At 43.6% G+C, this 18,620-nt stretch carries 7 protein-coding genes; 5 read left to right on the forward strand and 2 right to left on the reverse strand.

The genetic code is table 11. The features are described from left to right. Positions 1–555 precede the first annotated feature (555 nt). Positions 556–2,838, reverse strand: a complete 2,283-nt coding sequence (locus NAF19_RS28950; RefSeq protein WP_252793870.1) for a family 20 glycosylhydrolase — start codon at positions 2,836–2,838, stop codon at positions 556–558. 352 nt (positions 2,839–3,190) lie between these two features. On the opposite strand from NAF19_RS28950, the gene lpdA reads away from it, so the two are divergent. From lpdA to NAF19_RS28975, 5 genes are all read left to right on the forward strand, one after another. Next, complete coding sequence (gene lpdA / locus NAF19_RS28955; RefSeq protein ID WP_252793871.1) at positions 3,191–4,594, forward strand: dihydrolipoyl dehydrogenase; 1,404 nt, start codon at positions 3,191–3,193, stop codon at positions 4,592–4,594. A 609-nt stretch (positions 4,595–5,203) separates the two neighbouring features. Then, positions 5,204–7,927, forward strand: coding sequence for a DUF8693 domain-containing protein (locus tag NAF19_RS28960; RefSeq protein WP_252793872.1), 2,724 nt, complete (start codon positions 5,204–5,206; stop codon positions 7,925–7,927). 917 nt (positions 7,928–8,844) lie between these two features. Then, entirely contained in the window at positions 8,845–12,732 is a 3,888-nt protein-coding gene (locus tag NAF19_RS28965; protein ID WP_252793873.1) for a DUF8693 domain-containing protein, read from the forward strand. A 183-nt stretch (positions 12,733–12,915) separates the two neighbouring features. Then, positions 12,916–17,409 carry a LamG-like jellyroll fold domain-containing protein gene (locus tag NAF19_RS28970; protein ID WP_252793874.1) on the forward strand — a complete coding sequence of 1,498 codons (4,494 nt, stop codon included), beginning with the start codon at positions 12,916–12,918 and terminating at the stop codon, positions 17,407–17,409. Between the two features lie 120 nt (positions 17,410–17,529). Next, positions 17,530–17,754: a hypothetical protein gene (locus NAF19_RS28975; protein ID WP_252793875.1), complete on the forward strand. Its 225-nt coding sequence runs from the start codon at positions 17,530–17,532 to the stop codon at positions 17,752–17,754. A 162-nt stretch (positions 17,755–17,916) separates the two neighbouring features. On the opposite strand, the gene NAF19_RS28980 is transcribed toward NAF19_RS28975, so the two are convergent. After that, entirely contained in the window at positions 17,917–18,558 is a 642-nt protein-coding gene (locus NAF19_RS28980; protein ID WP_252793876.1) for a DUF4136 domain-containing protein, read from the reverse strand. Between the last annotated feature and the right edge of the window lie 62 nt (positions 18,559–18,620).

The raw sequence follows: 18,620 nt of genomic DNA on the forward strand, positions 1-18,620 counted from the left end.
ACATCACCACCCCGCTGAAAAACTGTTAATGTTTATTGAACCGCCGTATGCCGAACGGCACGTACGGTGGTGTGAGAGGACAGTAAGGGAAATAATCCCTTACTTCCTACTCGATTTGGAATTAACTTATTCTGCCCAATGCATTGCCTTTTTTAATTAAAAGCTCGATGCTACTATCAGTACCTGTACTTACTAAAAAATACTACATATGTGGTATTGACCAGGTCGTTTAATCAACGGATTTTTGGAACCAGATAATAAGCAATGCCGCGCCATACAGGCGCCACTTTACAGGATAAGGCATATCGTATTAAAAATAAAACTTCAGCAATAATTAGGGATTCTGAGGTAAGCCAGGGCTGCTCCAAGTGAGGCGGCCCTTGGCTTTTAAACTAAGATTCTTTGGATCTATAGGATTGTAGGATTATTCATATCTGACTGATAATTAATGAAACAGGAAATTTCGCAAACAGAGATTAAATGCCTGACTGATAGTCAATCAATTCAAAAATCTTTAAATCCTATAGATCCAAAGAATCTTAGTTTAATCTTAGTTTAGTTGTAAAGCATATCTGCAGGAATTAACTTTCTATCCATAGTTCCCGGTGCAATCATATAAATACGGATCGCAGCGTTCACCCTGCGGCGCGCGCCTGGTACAGGGTAAGTATAAAAGTTTTTAATCTTTATTTTATGATATCCTTTAAGCAGCGATAAGGCTCCTTCGTTATCGGCTATTTTATTGTCGTCGATAAATAATTGGGTGTCACTATAACTGGCGGCCGAGAAGTTGTACACGCCATCGGCGGGGATAGAAATATAGCCCTCGTAAATTATGCCCGATGTGGGTCGCGTTTTTCTAAATTCGGCGGTTTCTAAAGTTTTAGCTATGCCTGTAGTGTCTTTAGGCGCATAGTCAAGTTGGTCGGTAGCTGTAAAATTGCCCTTTATTAATGTGAACTTTAACCCCGCGCTGTTGCCTGTATAGTTAACGGCTGCAACCGGGGCCTGGTTATACATAACGGTACTGGTTGGAAGGCTGCGCCGGCCCGAAGGAGTGATTACTACGGTTTTAAAAACGCGTTTCTCGCCGGCAGGGATATTAAATGTAATTGGTGATTCGTAGCCAAGATCCGTATCAAGCGGATCGCGGCCGTTAAGCGTATAAACAATCCGCGCGCCGGGTACGACGGTTTTAGGCGCCATAGTGAACTGTGCGCCTATCAGCATGGCATCAATAACCTCAAATGCCGTTGGCACACGGTAGTTGTAATGCATGGCATCGAGCCGTTCGAAATGTTTGGCCAGGCGTACTTCCGAAAAGCTTTGGTAGTCCTTGTTCTCAGGCTTGCTCCATGCAATTTCTGAAAGCGCGAAAATCCTTGGCAAAATCTGGTACTGTAGTTTAGCCACTGACGGTACATATTCGGTCCATAGATTTCCCTGGACACCCACGATATACTTTCGCTCGTCGGCGGTTAATACTTTAGGTATAGGCTCGTATTTGTAAGTTTCAGAAAATTCAGCATATCGGCCAAACGATACCGGCTCCAATGGCGAGCGGCTTTGGTAATGATCGAAATAAAGGCCGGTTGTTTGGGGCGTCATAATTACATTGTGCTTTTGCTGTGCCGCAGCTATGCCGCCTTGCTCGCCTGTCCAGCTCATTACTGTTGCGTTTGGTGCAAGCCCGCCTTCCACTATCTCGTCCCAGCCAATAATACTGCGACCTTTGGAATTGATAAATTTCTCCATTCGCTGTATAAAATAGCTTTGCAGTTCTTTTTCATCCTTAAGGTTTAACTGTTTCATTAAAGCCTGGCAAAAGGCCGATTCTTTCCAGGGCTGTTTGTTGGCTTCGTCGCCACCTATATGAATGTACTTGCCCGGGAAGAGTGCCATCACTTCAGTAAGCACGTTTTCTAAAAAAGTAAAGGTTTCTTCGGTTGGGCAATACAGCCCGGTTGTGCGCGCAGGATTTTTAATGGAAGTATCAGGTGTGCACATCAGCTCGGGGTAAGCGCGCAGCGCAGCATCCGAATGGGCCGGCATTTCTATTTCGGGCACTATGTTGATGTACCTTTCAGCCGCGTATTCAACCACATCGCGTATCTGATCCTGTGTATAAAAGCCTGTATAGGGCTGCCCGTCGGGCCAGTCACGGTTAGTGCCGAACATGGTTTGCTGCCGGGTGCCGCCCACCTCGGTTAACTTCGGATATTTTTTTATTTCGATACGCCAGCCCTGCCCATCGACCAGGTGCCAGTGAAAGTTATTAAGTTTGTAAGCAGCCATTAAATCGACGACTTTTTTTACCTGGGCCACATTAAAAAAATGCCGCGACACATCCAGCATCATGCCGCGGTAGCCAAAACGTGGTTCGTCATTTATTGTCAGGCAGGGCAGGTTGGCTGCAACAGTTTTGTCAACCGGGAAAAGTTGTATTAACGTTTGTATTCCGTAAAATAAGCCGGCGCCTTTGCCAATAACAGTTATTTTGCGCGGAGTAATGGTTAACTTATATCCTTCGGCAGGCAGTTTCTCGGCGCCGCGCGAAGTAAGTATAACCGAAGTGCCGCCGCTTTTTGTCTTTGGGCTATATTTTATCACTTTGCTAGCTAGTCCGCGGTTATTTACTAAAAAATCTTTAAACAGCTCAACGGCTTTATCTTTCGGTTTGTCAGCCTTTACAACGGTAAGTTTGCCAAAAGCAAAGGTACCTGCTGTTTTTATCAGCGACACAGGTGCAGGGATAATGCCTTCGTAAGGGTCGTTTTGGGCAAGGGCGACATCTACTAAAGAGATAAAAAGGACAAGCGTAAGGGTAAACAGTTTCATTAGTTTCAATTTAATGTGACGTTTATAAGCAAATGGCGGCGTGCTATTCAACAGGGGAAAATTAGAATAACTATTTGGCTTTAAATAGTTTTAGTGGTAAATGTAATTATATTATTACAAGGAGTTTGTGGTTGATGGTTCGCAGTTCATAGCCGGAGAGGAAATGTAGTGGATGTGGTACTAGTTTAGTAAGTAGCAGTAGGCAGTTGACTTACAGGTTGAAGGGCAAGATTGCTACGACTGCCACTACCCGCTGCAACTGCTTCCAACTAATACCACAGTCTATGAACCATCAACTATGAACCATGAACTAAAAAGTTTAACTTTGCGCCTCGCAACAATTTAAAAGCTTATGCAATATGATGTTATCGTAATCGGTTCGGGCCCTGGTGGCTACGTGGCCGCTATACGTTGTGCCCAACTGGGTTTAAAAACCGCTATAATTGAAAAATATAATACTTTGGGTGGCACCTGCCTTAATGTAGGCTGTATACCCTCAAAGGCCCTGCTCGATTCGTCCGAACACTATCATAATGCCGCGCATGCATTTGCAGGCCATGGTATAAAACTGGACAACCTTGGGGTTGATTTCGGGCAAATGATAAAACGCAAAGTGGAAGTGGTTGACGCCAATACAAGCGGTATCGCTTTCCTGATGAAAAAGAATAAGATCGACGTACATACCGGGGTTGGCTCGTTTAAAGACAAAAACACCATCATCGTAACCAAAGCTGATGGCACTGCTACAGAATTGACAACAACCAATGTTATTATAGCCACCGGCTCAAAACCTTCGGCGTTGCCGTTTCTTAAAATAGATAAGAAGCGCATCATCACCTCAACTGAGGCTTTGTCGCTTAAAGAAATACCGAAGCATTTGGTACTAATTGGCGGAGGAGTTATCGGATTGGAGCTTGGTTCCGTATACGCCCGTTTAGGCTCAAAAGTATCGGTTATAGAGTTTATGGATGGCATTATCCCAACTATGGATAAAGCCCTTGGCCGCGAATTGCAGCGTGTTTTGAAAAAGCTTGGGATGGAATTTTACCTGGGCCATAAAGTAACCGGCGCCAGTGCAAAAGGTAAAGAAGTGACGGTAACTTTTGACGACCCGAAAGGAGAGAAGAAAGAATTGAAAGGTGATTACTGCCTTGTAGCTGTTGGCCGTATTGCTTATACCGATGGTTTAGGTTTAGATAAAATTGGCCTGACTGTTGAAGAACGGGGTCGGAAAATTACTGTTGACGAACACCTGGAAACAAGCGTGAAAGGCGTTTATGCTATTGGCGATGTGATTAAAGGTGCTATGCTTGCGCATAAAGCCGAGGACGAAGGTACCCTGGTTGCTGAAATTATAGCCGGCCAGAAACCACATATTGATTATAACCTGATACCAGGCGTAGTATACACATGGCCAGAAGTTGCAGCTGTTGGGCAGACAGAAGAACAACTGAAAGCAGCAGGTGTTGCCTATAAAACAGGCTCGTTTCCGTTCAGGGCCAGCGGTCGTGCGCGTGCCAGCGGCGATTTAGACGGTTTTGTAAAAGTACTGGCCGATGCCACAACCGATGAGATATTAGGCGTACACATGATCGGCCCCCGCGCCGCGGATATGATTGCCGAAGCTGTGGTTGCCATGGAATACCGTGCATCTGCAGAGGATATCTCGCGCATGAGCCATGCCCATCCAACTTATACCGAAGCCATGCGCGAAGCTTGCTTAGCAGCTACTGAGAACAGGGCAATACATATGTAACGATTTCGGAAGTCGGAATTTCGATTTCGGATTTAAGAGGATGGTGAATTTTGATGGAGGAGATTTGACGGCTTTAAAAAGATGTCAAATCTCTTTCTGTTTTTAGGGTTTAGCAATAAGTTTTCAGGTTAATATTAAGTTGCCGGCATCTGCAAACAGGGGGGCAAACGATTGCAGTTTGCGTTTCACCGGGCATAATTTATCGTCTTTTCACGAACTTGTTAATAATTCATTTCCCAATTTGTTAAATACCTGCTTTTGGCTTTTTACTAATATGAAATAATATGCGTAAATATTAAATGTTTCAACCTTTAATATTTTAATTAATTATCAGCTCTCGATGTTACATTTTATTATTGTAAATATGGTCATTCCGGTATAAATAAGATGTTTTGATTATTCCTGCAGGGTGTTTTTATACAGCAACTCACGTAGTTTTACGCAAAAATAGCAGGTGTTTTTAAACATAAAAATGGGTTATTTGACGGATTGACGCCACCGGTATGCCTTGGTAGCTTTGTTTATATTTCTTTCAGCTCAAACTCTAACGAGCGCGGAGAAGTGGTTTGGGGGCAGGGCGATTCAATAAATATTTAGTATTAAGTATTTATGATAGCGAAAATTAAACCTTATTATCATAACAAAGCTTGCATATTAAGAATTTTAATATGTGGGATAGTCTTCTCACTTTTTTTTAATACAACTGCGGCCAGTACCATCACCTGGACGGGCGCCGGAACATGTACTGGTCCGCTTTGCGGCATAGGAATCGGTACTTACATTAATCAAACTGATTGGAGTAATTCGGATAACTGGTCGCCTAAGTTCGTGCCTGGATCATCAGACGATGCAGTATTTAACGAACTTTTATTAGGATATACAGTCCAGCTGACAGCTGCTGTCACTGTTAAATCTATAACTGTAAACAGTACGCTTTCGCTAATTGGAGGGATAACGCTTGATACGAACGGGAAAACACTAACGTTGTCAAGCAGTTTAAATGTCGGCGCAGTTTCTGTATTGTTTCCAACATCATTTACTTTTACAGGTACAGGGGCCATTACGCTTAATACTGCCATTAATGCGTATGCGGCAAGCAATCTCTATTTCGGCACAAACACCTCCGTTACTATTAGTTCGGCTACGGTAACCAGCTATAATAATTCAACCATTAGTAACCTTGGTACGGTAACAGCAACGGCATCGGTATTTAACATTAGCGGCAGCAGCAGTTCCATAACAAATTCGGGTACATTTAATCTTGGCCCCACATCCATTATTTATCTCACAGGCGCTTCAGCGGGGGTTAGTAATTCGGGCACATTCACATTGCTTTCAGATGCTACAGGCAGTGCAGCAATCGGTGCTATAAGTTCAGGTACTGCGGGGTTTAGCGGGCAATACAATGTGCAGCGTTTCCTTACCGGCGGCAGCGCTGTGTCAAATGGGCGTTATGTGTATCGCGGTTATCGTTTAATGTCTTCGCCTGTTAACGCGGGCCTTGTGAGTGGCAAATACCCATATACAATCAATTATATTGCAGCCAGCGCCATTGTTAGCGGGGCCAAATCAAGCTTTGGGACATTAACAGGCAACCCAACCATTTACGTTTACAGTGAAGACTATACCCCTTCCAACGCCAGTTTTACAGGCGGTAATTTCAAGGGTGTAACTGATATTAGCATGTTAACCAGCCCCTATACCCTGGCTATTACCAGCAACGGCACCAGCAAGGCGCTTTATGTTGGTAACGGTTTTATGTTTTTTTTTAGGGGCGATAAAACCCACTCGATTGGCACCAGCCCGGGTAAAACTTCCTACCCTTTTGTGGCGCCCGAAAGCGTTGTATTTACCGCTACCGGTAACTTAAACCAGGGCAGTTATACCGTAAACAATTGGCAAACAGGCAGCCGGCTGCTGTTTACAACGGTAACTGGCAACAGCTTAATACAAGGTTTTTACCTGGTGGGTAACCCATATGCGAGCACTATCGATTGGGAGGCCACCAACAGTGGCGGCATTGTAGCTACAAACATCGACCCCAATATATATGTGCTAGACCCGGTAACCAACCAGTATAGCACCTACTCATCAGCCACGCACGCAGGCAATCCCGTGGCCTTTACTGGTAAAATAGCAAGCGGTCAGGGCTTCTTTGTAAAGGCAAATAATACATCACCCTCGCTGGTTTTTAATGAGACTGCAAAATCGCCAACTACTGTTATAAATGCCGGTTCGGGTAATTTGATGATGGGTACACCGGCAGGGCAGGCGTTTAGCCAGCAATTGTTCCGCCTGAAACTGTTTATAGATAGCTTAAATTATGATGACATAGCCATCGGTTTTAAATCGACAGCCTCATCGAAATATGATTTATGGGAAGATACCGAATACCTGGCCGGTCCCGGCGCATCGACAGGGTTTGCAAGCATGTCGGCCGACTCTGTACCTTTGGCTGTAAACTTTTTACCGCTACCCAAAAAAGCCCCGCAGGTTATAAAGTTACATGTAAATGCGATAATTAGCGGAAGGCTTACCATCGAGAAAACACAGCTGGATTCGTTGCCGAAAATATACGAGCTGTGGCTAATGGATAAATATAAAAGGGATTCGCTTGATATACGTAATAATGCCACTTATTCATTCGATATTGACCGGAACGATGCCGGCTCTTTTGGTGACAACCGTTTCGAATTGGTTATCCGTCAAAACAAAGCGCTAGGGATACACCTTCTTGATTTTAAGGCGGTAAAGGCCCCAGGAGGTGTGCAGGCAACATGGAAGGTAGAGAACGAAGAAAACTACACCAATTTTACAGTTGAAAGAAGTATCGATAATGGTACAAATTTCAGCGTGCTTGGGGGCTTTGCTTCAAATTCGCAGGGTGTTTACTCTTTTATGGATAAAAATCCAGCTAATGCGGTAAATATCTACAGGGTAAAAATTGAAGACCTTAATGGAACGATCGGCTATACTAAAGAGATTTCGGTAGGTTACGGCTCAGCCAGTCAATTAACAGCCAGCGCCAATATCAACATTTATCCAAACCCGGCGCGTACTGTAATAAATTTAAGTTTAAGCCAGCCCGTTTTAACGAAACTTAATTTGGCGGATGTGAAGGGGGATAACAGAGGCACAGCGTCAACGGTTCCCGGCGGAAGTTATTCAATTGAAATAATCAGCGTTTCGGGCGCAGTTGTAAAATCGGTGGTCTCAACACAACCTAATTGGCAGGGTGATGTGAGCACTCTGCAGTCCGGAACTTACATTTTGCAGGTATTGAATAATAAAGACAAAAGTGCAGTAGGCAAAGTTACTTTTGTTAAACTGTGACATGAACCAACTGCCTAGGTGTTATATTCAATTTGAATAACTTAAGTATGCCCTGAATTTCCATTGCAAACATCCTTGTAAGCCGAGTTTTCGTTATGCCCATCCAATTTACCTGATGCAATGCTTTTAACTATTTCAGAGGGTTCAAATAAAGCCTGCTATCCAGTCTGATAAACTAAAAGTACAGATTTTACATTTTCAAAGTCGCTTTCACCACGTCAAGGTACTATCCAGGTACCGGGTTAAAAAAGGATTATTACCTATTCACATTTGCCTGAAAATTTAAAATGCTTATAATCAGCGTGTTTCATAGCGTTCCGGGTGGTCCATGCAAAAAAATGGAACGCTTTGCCGATGTATAAACTGCGTACTACCGTAGCATCCCCTTTTTTTGGTTCGTTGACAGATAAGAAAACGACGTGTATGGTAGGTGGTCGGGTGTGACCCTACGATTGCCTTTTTAACCGGTAAAAAGGATGAAATGTTACAACCAGAAAAATAATGCGTGTTGCAACCCATAAGAATGTTAACATGTTGATAAGTACACATTAAGAAGATATTGCGATGTTAGTTTATTTGTATTGATTGATTAAATTATTGAGCTAACCCACGGGTATGTATTGTTAAACTGCAAAGCCTTATTGTGAAGACGATTGCTTTTATTAACGATAAAATCAGGTATTTATGAACTGTTAATGTTATCTTTTTTTACTGTTCGTTACAGTCGATATGACAGGAAGCGTCACGGGCATTGCTCGCCGTGTAACTTCGTTTGCCTTATCCAATGTGACCAGGCAGTGCATATTAAACATCACAGGAAAAATCACATCAAACGCAGTAATAATTACCAGCAAGTTAGCAAAAGCTCATTAGCAGGTAAATAGCCTAGACCGATTTTAATGTAGAACTATTTATTTATGCAAAAAAATAAAATATTGAAAACACAAGTACTAAAATTTTTCCTGGCAGGCTGCTTAGCTTTTTTTGCAGGTCAAAATGTTAATGCAGCTGTTACGGTTACTTTAGGTGCGGCAACTACTACCGGCCTGGCAACAAGCACCTCGTTGACTTATAATCAAACGGGTGTCGGAATACTTGGCTTTTCTGTTGCAGTTTCAGGTGGGTCATCCACTTTTTCTTCATTTCAATTTTCAGCTACACAAACCATTGGTACTTATTTTTCAAATGTTAAACTATACAGTAACACAACTAATAGCTTTACAACTGCAACAAACGTAACAGGTATATCAGTAAGTTCGCTAAGTTCAACAACTTTAACAATTTCGGGTTTATCCCAGGTAATAAACTCGGCAACCAAGTATTATTTTATAGTGGTAGATTATACAGTTGCCAGTTCAACTTCTGCTTCATTTCAGCTTAGCCTCACAAGCGTTACCGGAACGACTTCCAAAACAAGCACGGTATCTGGCATTAACTATACGCTTTCGGCACAAACCTGCGATTGGATAGGGGCTACCAACACTACCTGGACCACAACTACGAACTGGCAAAACGGGAGGGTACCGGGCACTTATGATGCAGTAAACATAGCCGTAAATTATTCTGGCACCAGTGCTAACAGTATTCCGGTAGTAAGCGCTTCCACAACAATTGCCTCGCTTACATTTGGAGGGCTTTTTACCAGTGGTGGCACAAACTTTCCTGGCATAAGCGTTAACAGTGGTATTACACTTACTGTTACAGGCGATATTAGCGCAATAACGGACGCTAATCCCGGGAGTTATACCTATACCGGCACGCCGGTTGTTGCCCCTTACCCTACTACCTCGCTTCCTACCAACCAGTTTTTAATAAAAGGTGCCGGAACGTTATCCGCAGTAAATTTAAATATCAATGCCGACTACGATTCGCAGGCTGCGGCATCAACCCAGCAGGCAGTAATCTCTTCTATTACAAACCTCACGCTTTCGGGCGATATGGTATTAACATCTGAAAATTATAAGCCGGGCGGTACAACCTACAACCAGGTTGCCAGTTTTTATTTAACTGGCGGAACTACTGATGTGGCTGGTAAAGTACAAATAGTAAACAAAGTTTCTGGTACTGCCACCTACCCCGTTAGCGGTTTAATGATTAACCCTACAACATCAGCAGGCGCCATACTCCAGCTGGATAACGCCACCCCGTGGTCATCCCTAACTGCTAACGGATCAAATTATATTGACCTGAACAATACGTATGCTAAAGTTAATTACGCGGGCACCGGCCAAACCATTACTACATCAACAGCTATTACCGGTTTGACATCGGGCTTAAGTTACTACGACCTTACCCTTTCGGGAGCCGGCACTCAAACACCTGCAACAGGAACGCTAACTGTACTGCATGATTTTACAACTTCATCAACAGCTGCTAATTTTAATACCAATAATACGGTATTGAATGTTGCAAATAATGCATCCTTTACCGGCGGGACCGCCACCCTGGGTACTGGGGCAGTTACCGTAACCGGGGCAACACACATTTACGCCGGGGCAAGCTTAATTGCAGGTTCTGGGAGCACTGCATCGCTAACGCTTACAGGTGCCTACCAGAATGATTTGAACGGCACATTTACTGCCGGCGGGGGTAGTGTGTACTTTAATAACAGTTATTCCAATTCAGGAACCTTTACCGCAGGCACGGGTACGGTTTATTTTAACCTGGCCGGTGCGCAGGCATTAAGTGATAACAGCACTGCCGGAACAACATTTAACAACGTAAATTTTCAAAACAGCGGCACAAAAACAATGTCAGGCACGGGCGGCTTTGCCGTGTCGAGCAGCGGAATACTAACTATGGCAGGCACGGCTACTTTGGCAGCCGCAGGTGTTTTAACTTTAAAGTCTGACGCAACCGGTTCAGCTACTGTATTTACAATGCCAGCAGGAACCAGCATAACCGGCAATGTAAACGTGGAGCGTTTTTTAACAGGCGGCGCTACCGTGTCAGGCGGCAGGTGGATTTATCGAAATTACCGTTTAATGTCGTCGCCGGTAAATGCCGGCCTGGTTAGTGGTAAATACCCCTACACCATTAATTATATTGCAGCAAAAGCGATAGTGAGTGGTGCTAAATCAAGCTTTGGAACCCTGGGCGGCAACCCTACTATTTATGTTTACAGCGAGGATTATACGCCAAGTAACGCCAGTTTTACCGGCGGCAATTTTAAAGGGGTAACGGATATGAGCACGTTAACCAGCCCTTACACATTAACAATTTCCAATAATGGCACTACCAAAGCGCTGTATGTGGGGAACGGTTTTATGTTTTTTTTCAGGGGCGATAAAATTAATTCGGTAGGCACCAGTCCGGGTAAAACCACCTATCCGTACGTAGCGCCCGAAAGCGTTGTGTTTACCGCTACCGGTAACTTAAACCAGGGCAGTTATACTGTAAACAACTGGCAAACAGGCAGCGGGCTGCTGTTTACAACAGTAACCGGCAACAGCTTAATACAAGGTTTTAACCTGGTGGGTAACCCCTATGCCAGCACTATCGATTGGGAGACCGTCAACTCCGGCGGTATTGTGGCAACAAACGTTAACCCCAGCATTTACGTATTTAATCCTGTAACTAACCAATATAACACGTATTCATCAAGTACGCATGTAGGTAACCCCGTGGCTTTTACAGGTAAAATAGCAAGCGGGCAGGGCTTTTTTGTAAAGGCAAATAATACTTCGCCTTCGCTGGTTTTTAACGAGTCAGCAAAAACAACAACTGTTATCAACGCTGGTTCAGGAAACTTAATGATGGGTAAACCTGCGGGGCAGGCGGTTACACAGCAGTTGTTTCGGTTGCGGTTAACTATTGATTCATTAAACTATGACGACATTGCCATCGGGTTTAAGTCCACAGCTTCTTCAAAATATAATTTGTTAGAAGATAGTAAATACCTGACCGGGTTGGGTGCTGCCGAAGGCCTTGCAAGCTATTCGACGGATACTGTACCTAAAGCTTTATCAATTAACTTTTTACCGCTCCCTAAAAAAGAGCCTCAGGTTATCAAATTAAATGTAACCGCAAAAAACAGCGGGCGGCTGACACTTGAAAAAACCCAACTTGATTCGTTACCTAAAATATACGAATTGTGGCTGATAGATAAATATAAAAAGGACTCGCTGGATATACGCACCAACAGGAGCTATGTTTTTGATATAGACAGGAACGATACCCTGAGCTTTGGCAACAACCGTTTTGAGCTGCTTATTCGTCAAAACAAATTGCGGAGCTTACGCCTGCGTGACTTTAAAGCGGCAAAAACTACCAGGGGTGCCCAACTTAACTGGACTACAGAAAACGAGGAGAACTACACTAATTTTACTATTGAACGCAGTAGTGACGGTGGCAAAACATTTTTAGTGGTGGGCGGTTATCCGTCAAGCAGTGAGGGTACCTATAGCCTGCTCGATAAAAACCCGCCGGTAGCCAAAGATTGGTACAGGTTAAAGCTTGAGGATTTGAATGGTACGATAACGTATTCAAAACCGATACAGCTGATGTATTCGAACGTAAGCGATAATTTGCTAAGCAATGCTGTTAGTGTTTATCCAAACCCTGCAACAAATGTTATTAACGTTTCAATAACGCCAAGTCCAATTCAACTGCAAAATGCAGCCGGTAACAACTCATTTGCCATCACCATTACAGGTAGTAACGGAGTGGTTGTAAAAAACGCAGTTTCGTCGCAAACCGACTGGCAGGGTGCTGTTGGTAATCTGTTGCCAGGCTCATATATTGTTCAGGTAATAAACAAACAAAACCAAACTGTGGTTGGTAAAAGTAAGTTTGTAAAATTGTAGTTGATTTCAATTATTTATAGGTGATTTAAAACCGGCATTACCTGCCGGTTTTTTTAATTTGTACGCCAACCATTTTTTTCAAAAGAAAAAACGAACTTCTTTCAGGGCTTTACGTATAAAAGGCAAAATGTGCTTTAACGGTGCATTGCTGCATTTTATCACTTGTAATTTTCGAATGCCCTAATGAAACTATCAGATACTATTTCAAAAAAGCCGTTTTGGTTTTTTTGTGTACTAGCCGGAATGATTTTTTTGGCAAATAGTGCCTTTGCGGCGCGAACAGTAACCATAAGTTCGCCTGCTACAGGGTCAACATTTGGGGTTGGTACAAGTATTACCGTTAATGCAACCGCTGCCGGTTTTAGCGGAAGTATAAGCAAAATAGTTTTTACCATGGCGCCGCTGGCAAGCCAAACAGATGTTTCCGGTCCAACTTACTCAGTAACTTTCGCAACAGGTACATTAACAGTAGGGACAACCTATACAATTACAGCTACAGCTACAGATAGCTTTGCACAAACAGCAACAACATCTATAACAGTAACAATGGTACCTGCAGCGCCAACCGGCATACCCGGCACAACCTGCGGCACAGGCTCGGTTACCCTCAGCGCCTCGGGCGGGTCGCCAGCCGGCGGCTCTTATATTTGGTACGCAGCTTCAAGTGGTGGCTCGGCTCTTCAAACAAATACATCGCCCAACTATACCGTTGCTTTAGCCAGTAACACAACTTATTACGTATCTTATAAATCGGGTACGTTTGAAAGCAGTCGTACCGCGGTAGCAGCAACTGTAAGCGCAGCGGCAACATCAACTTTTACGGCAACGTCAACAGTGGTGGTGGGCTCAAATGCAACTATTACGTATACAGGAAGCGATCCGGTAACCTCAACTTTTACCTGGACTTTTGATGGTGGCATTATTGCCAGTGGTTCCGGCAAGGGGCCTTACACAGTAAACTGGTCAATCCCGGGTGTCCACAATGTTACGCTCATTGTTACCAACACTGCGGGTTGCTCGTCATCAACAACAACTGTCCCTGTTACGGTAACACCGGTTGTATTAGGCGACTATGGCTTTATGAAACCCATAGTTTTATATACGTCACAAATTAGTAATGGTGGTATTTCTTCAACCCTATCGAACTTTCCGGCCCTGGTTTATATACAAGATAATGCATTGAAAATTTTAAATCAATGTGGTGATAAAGTGCAATTTCCGTTAGGAAACGGTGGTGGGCTTACTTCCGGGACCAACTATGATTTTGCTTTTACTGTACCCGGCAGCACTACCGAATTAAACTACCAGGTTGACACCTACGACTCGGTAAACGGTATTTTACTGGTATGGGTTCGCATACCCTCAGCAACATCGACAGATGTGCCCCTCACTTTTTATTTTGGTTCAAAAGTTCCGGCGCATTCCGCCAGTTGGTCGGCATCTACCTGGGCCAGCGACTATAAAGCAGTTTACCATTTTAACGAAGCCTCGACCAATGCTGCAGTTTTAGATGCAACAAGCAATGGAAGAAATGCGGTGCAGGCAAATACTACGGTAACTAACGATGAGATACATATTGCGGCAGCAGTTCCTATTGCCGGGGGCGGTTACAGTTTTAATGGCACAAGTACAAGTATTATTCAGAATGTAGGAACTGCGCCAAATATCAATGGCGCATTTACCATATCGGCATGGGTATATTATGCAGGTCTTACCACCAGTGATAATAAAATAGTATCGAACGAATTAGATTACGGGCACAATAATAATAGCGGGGGCTATAAGCTAAGCGTAAAAACGGGTTCAATACAAACTGAAACCAGGATAGCGAACGGTACTAACGTAGGTAACCTGGGCACAGGTGGAACCGTTGATAATACCGGCTGGCACTACATACAGGGCACTTTTGACGGTACCGCCACAGGCAATTTTAAAAACTATGTAGATGGTGTGGCAAGCACCGTAACAATGGCTAAAAACGAAACAACCATGCTTCCGTCAAACGGTTTCATGCTGGCGATGGGACTTGACCATGGAACCGGTGTAGTAAACGGCGGATATAATGACGAGAACTTTTACAATGGTAAGATGGATGAGGTGCGGGTTTCGAATGTTGAGAAAACACCCGATTGGATTAGGGCCGAATATTATAACCAAACACACCCCCGTGAGTTTTGCGATTATGGCGAAAGTGTTGTTACCTTTCAAACCAATGCACCTTTATTGGTTGGCGCATTAACATTTACCTGGACTGGCCTTGACGGAACAACCCCGACCGACCAAACGAAAACAGCTAACTGGGATGCCGGATTTACGCCGGTATTTAATGGAAATACCAAAATGGTTATCCCTGTAGTACCTTCAGGAAACTACCCGGTACTGACTGCCGATGGAAGCATTTATTCGCTTACTATAGCTACCGGCGGGGCCTATCTGAATTTAAACGGGCACACGCTAAATGTAGGCTGTAATATTTATAATAACGCTTCGACCGGCGGAACCGGGATTTTAAATGCAAGCAATACTTCTTCAGCTATTAACTGGAACGGGTCATTAGCAGCACAGGGCTACTATGGCACTAATACGGTAAATACAGCCGAAATAGGCAATATGACGGTTAATAACTCGTCCGCTGGTACGGTTACCATTACGGGCGGCCCGGTTGATGTTTATAACACGCTAACCATTACTAAGGGTAATTTAGTAATTGATAATACCGGCAGCGGTGATATGACATTAAAAAGCTCGTCGACCCTTTCGGCAAGCGTGGCGGCAATACCATCAACTTATAGTATTACGGGTAAATTAAATGTGGAGCGTTACATTAGTGGCGGCGCGTCAAAATATCGCGGCTACCGATTTTTGTCATCCCCGGTGTACACCGCAAAAGTTGGTACCAACTACTACTACGATTTAAGCTATCTTACATCATATACACCCACCACTGGATTTTTTGGCACATCGGGCGGCATGACCAAACAAGGTAATCCAAGCGTGTACTTATACAGGGACAATGTTGCCTTTACCAACGGCACATTTAACAGCGGCAACTTCAGGGGGGTAAACAAAATCAATAACACCACCCTGTACTCCATCGGGGTTGATTTTGATGGAACTTTTAATTTGCATGTAGGAACCGGTATATGGCTGTTTTACCGTGGGAATATGACTAACGTAGCCACAAAATTTATTACCTCAACTGTGCCCGAAGCCAACGTTTTTGTAACACGGGGCACGCTAAATCAACAAGCAGTAACTGTTGTTAACTGGTATACGCAGCTATCAACATTGCAATGTACCGCCGTTACGGGGAATACAGGCTATGCGGGCTACAACCTGGTTGGCAACCCATATGCCAGCTCGATAGACTGGGATAAAAGAAGCACCACCGATCCGGCAGCTGGTATTTATGCGCCAAAGGTTAACAGTAAGATATATATATTCAACGAATCGACTAAGATTTATGCTACGTACGATGGTGTTTCTGGCGTAAATGGCGGATCGAACATCATTCCTAGCGGGCAGGGTTTTTACGTGAAAGCCCAGGATGCAACAGCATCGTTAACTTTTAATGAGGCAGCAAAAACCAGCGTTCAGGTAACCGGCCCCACTGCCGCTACGGGCTCAACTTTGTTATTGAGCACCCACCCTGTGGGGAACTCTAAGCCCGACCTGAGGTATATGCGTTTGGAACTGTTTAAAGATTCGGATAACGTGGAAGAAACCCTTGTGCGTTTTGACAATTCGGCAAAAAACGAGTTTGTTGACAATGAGGATTCAGAGCATATGGCAGGCAGTGGCGGGGTAAGTTTTTCCAGTAATTCGTCAGACAATGTAAAACTGGCAATAAACCATGTTCCCTTTCCGAAAACTGCCGGAACTGTAATTAAGTTGAATGTAAGTGCTACTACCGATGGGCAGTACGCGATAAATCGTACTGAACTAAAAGATATACCTGATATTTACGAAATATGGCTGAAAGATGCTTATAAAAAGGACTCGCTGGACATTAAGCATAATTCGAGCTACGTATTTAATATCCTAAAGAGCGATACCAATTCCTTTGGCGCTAACAGGTTTACCCTGGTAGTGCGCGAGCGCAAGGCGTTGGGGCTACATTTGTTGAATTTTACGGCATCGAAGACGACTAATGGCTCAGAACTGGTTTGGGAAACAGAAAATGAAAAATTCTATACCAACTTTACAGTTGAGAGAAGCACTGATAACGGGCAAAATTATGCTCTGCTCGGCGGTTTTGCATCAAGCGATGAGGGTACTTACAGTTTCATCGATAGAAAACCAGCTATAACTGCTGATACCTACCGCATCAAGCTTGAAGATTTGAACGGAACCATAACATACTCAAAGGCAATTACCTTGATGTACGCAAACGTTAGCGATATTAACAACAATGCTGTTAATATTTATCCTAACCCGGCTGTAAATACCATTAACCTGGCCATTGTACAAAACAGCGTTAACCTTACAAAGGGTGCTAACCCGTCGTACAGTATTAACATAACCAATAGCATGGGCAAGGTGTTAAAAACCATTACCACGGCGCAGCCAACCTGGCAAGAAAATGTAAGTGGATTATTGCCAGGTACTTATATGGTTGATGTTGTAAACAATGCTGATAAGTCGGCGGTCGGTAAGGCAAAATTTATCAAACTATAAGCATCAATAAAAAAATATAGCACTAAACTTTGATAATTAACGTTGGGTTATGTGAGGAAGTGACAGAATTACAATTAAAAATGTATTTTTGATAAATTGTAGTTCGTAAAGAAAAGTTTTATGCGCAGAAAAATATTTTTTAGCACACTATTATTGCTAATGTTTAATGTAGCGCTGCTTTATGCGCAGGATCCGGGCCAACCTTGTGGTGGGAACGATGTTGATAATAATGGGTGCCCGTTGGATACCTGGGTTATTTTGCTGGCCTTTGTAGCAATTGTAATTGCTGCGTGGCATTTAAATAATAAGCGGAAGGCAACCCTTGTAGTACCACAAAACCTTTAGCAGCGTAAAATAATTGCAGTAATGGCATCGAACTTAAAAATTGCACGATGCCTATATGAAAAAACTCCGGATAACTACCGCGCATTAAGCAGGTAAAATCCGGAGTTTTTTATTGAATATTGATTTGACATCTTTTTAAAAAATGTCAAATCTTACAAAGGGTTATGAGTTTTTAGATGGCATCAGTTGTAGCTGCTCTAATACGCCATCAACTACCTTTGGTAAATCATCAATGTTTTTCTGAGGGTTTTTATGCACCTCGCCAACGCCAAACCCGCGCCACACTATGCGGTGGGTACGTGGGTCAATCAAATCTATAATTAAAGTGCCTTCTTTGTAGTGTTCTTTTTCTGCATAGGTTGGGCCACCGTTGTAGGCAAACGGGCCTCCGAAAGCATTATAATATGGACGGTAGTATCCGCCCCAGCCCCAACCGAAACCACCGCCAAACCCAAGGCCCCAGCCGGGATACCCCCAACCGCCATAATAACCTGGTGTGTAGTAATTGGTGCGTGCACCCCTGCCAACGGTAGTGGTGTAGCTAACAATAAGGTCCGGATTGTTTTGGCTTAACTTAAGGCCTTTCATTACCAACGCGCCGGTTGCAGCATCCTTAATTTTCGCATCGGCCTGGTTATTTACCATTTGCTTGTCGGATTTACCGGCTGGCGGCATCCATGCAAATGTGTGATAACTGCTTAAGTTGGTTTTGTTGATAGCAGCAGTGTAATAGTTGTAACTGTTGCAGGCTGACAGCCCCGAAATCATCAAAACAGTCAGCACTAAATAGATTAATCTTTTCATGATTGTATCACCCTTATATTCACTTAGACAAACGATTGGCAAAAGGTTTAATTGCTAAAATT

The sequence above is a fragment of the Mucilaginibacter flavidus genome (assembly GCF_024055575.1).
Taxonomy (GTDB): Bacteria; Bacteroidota; Bacteroidia; order Sphingobacteriales; family Sphingobacteriaceae; genus Mucilaginibacter; species Mucilaginibacter flavidus.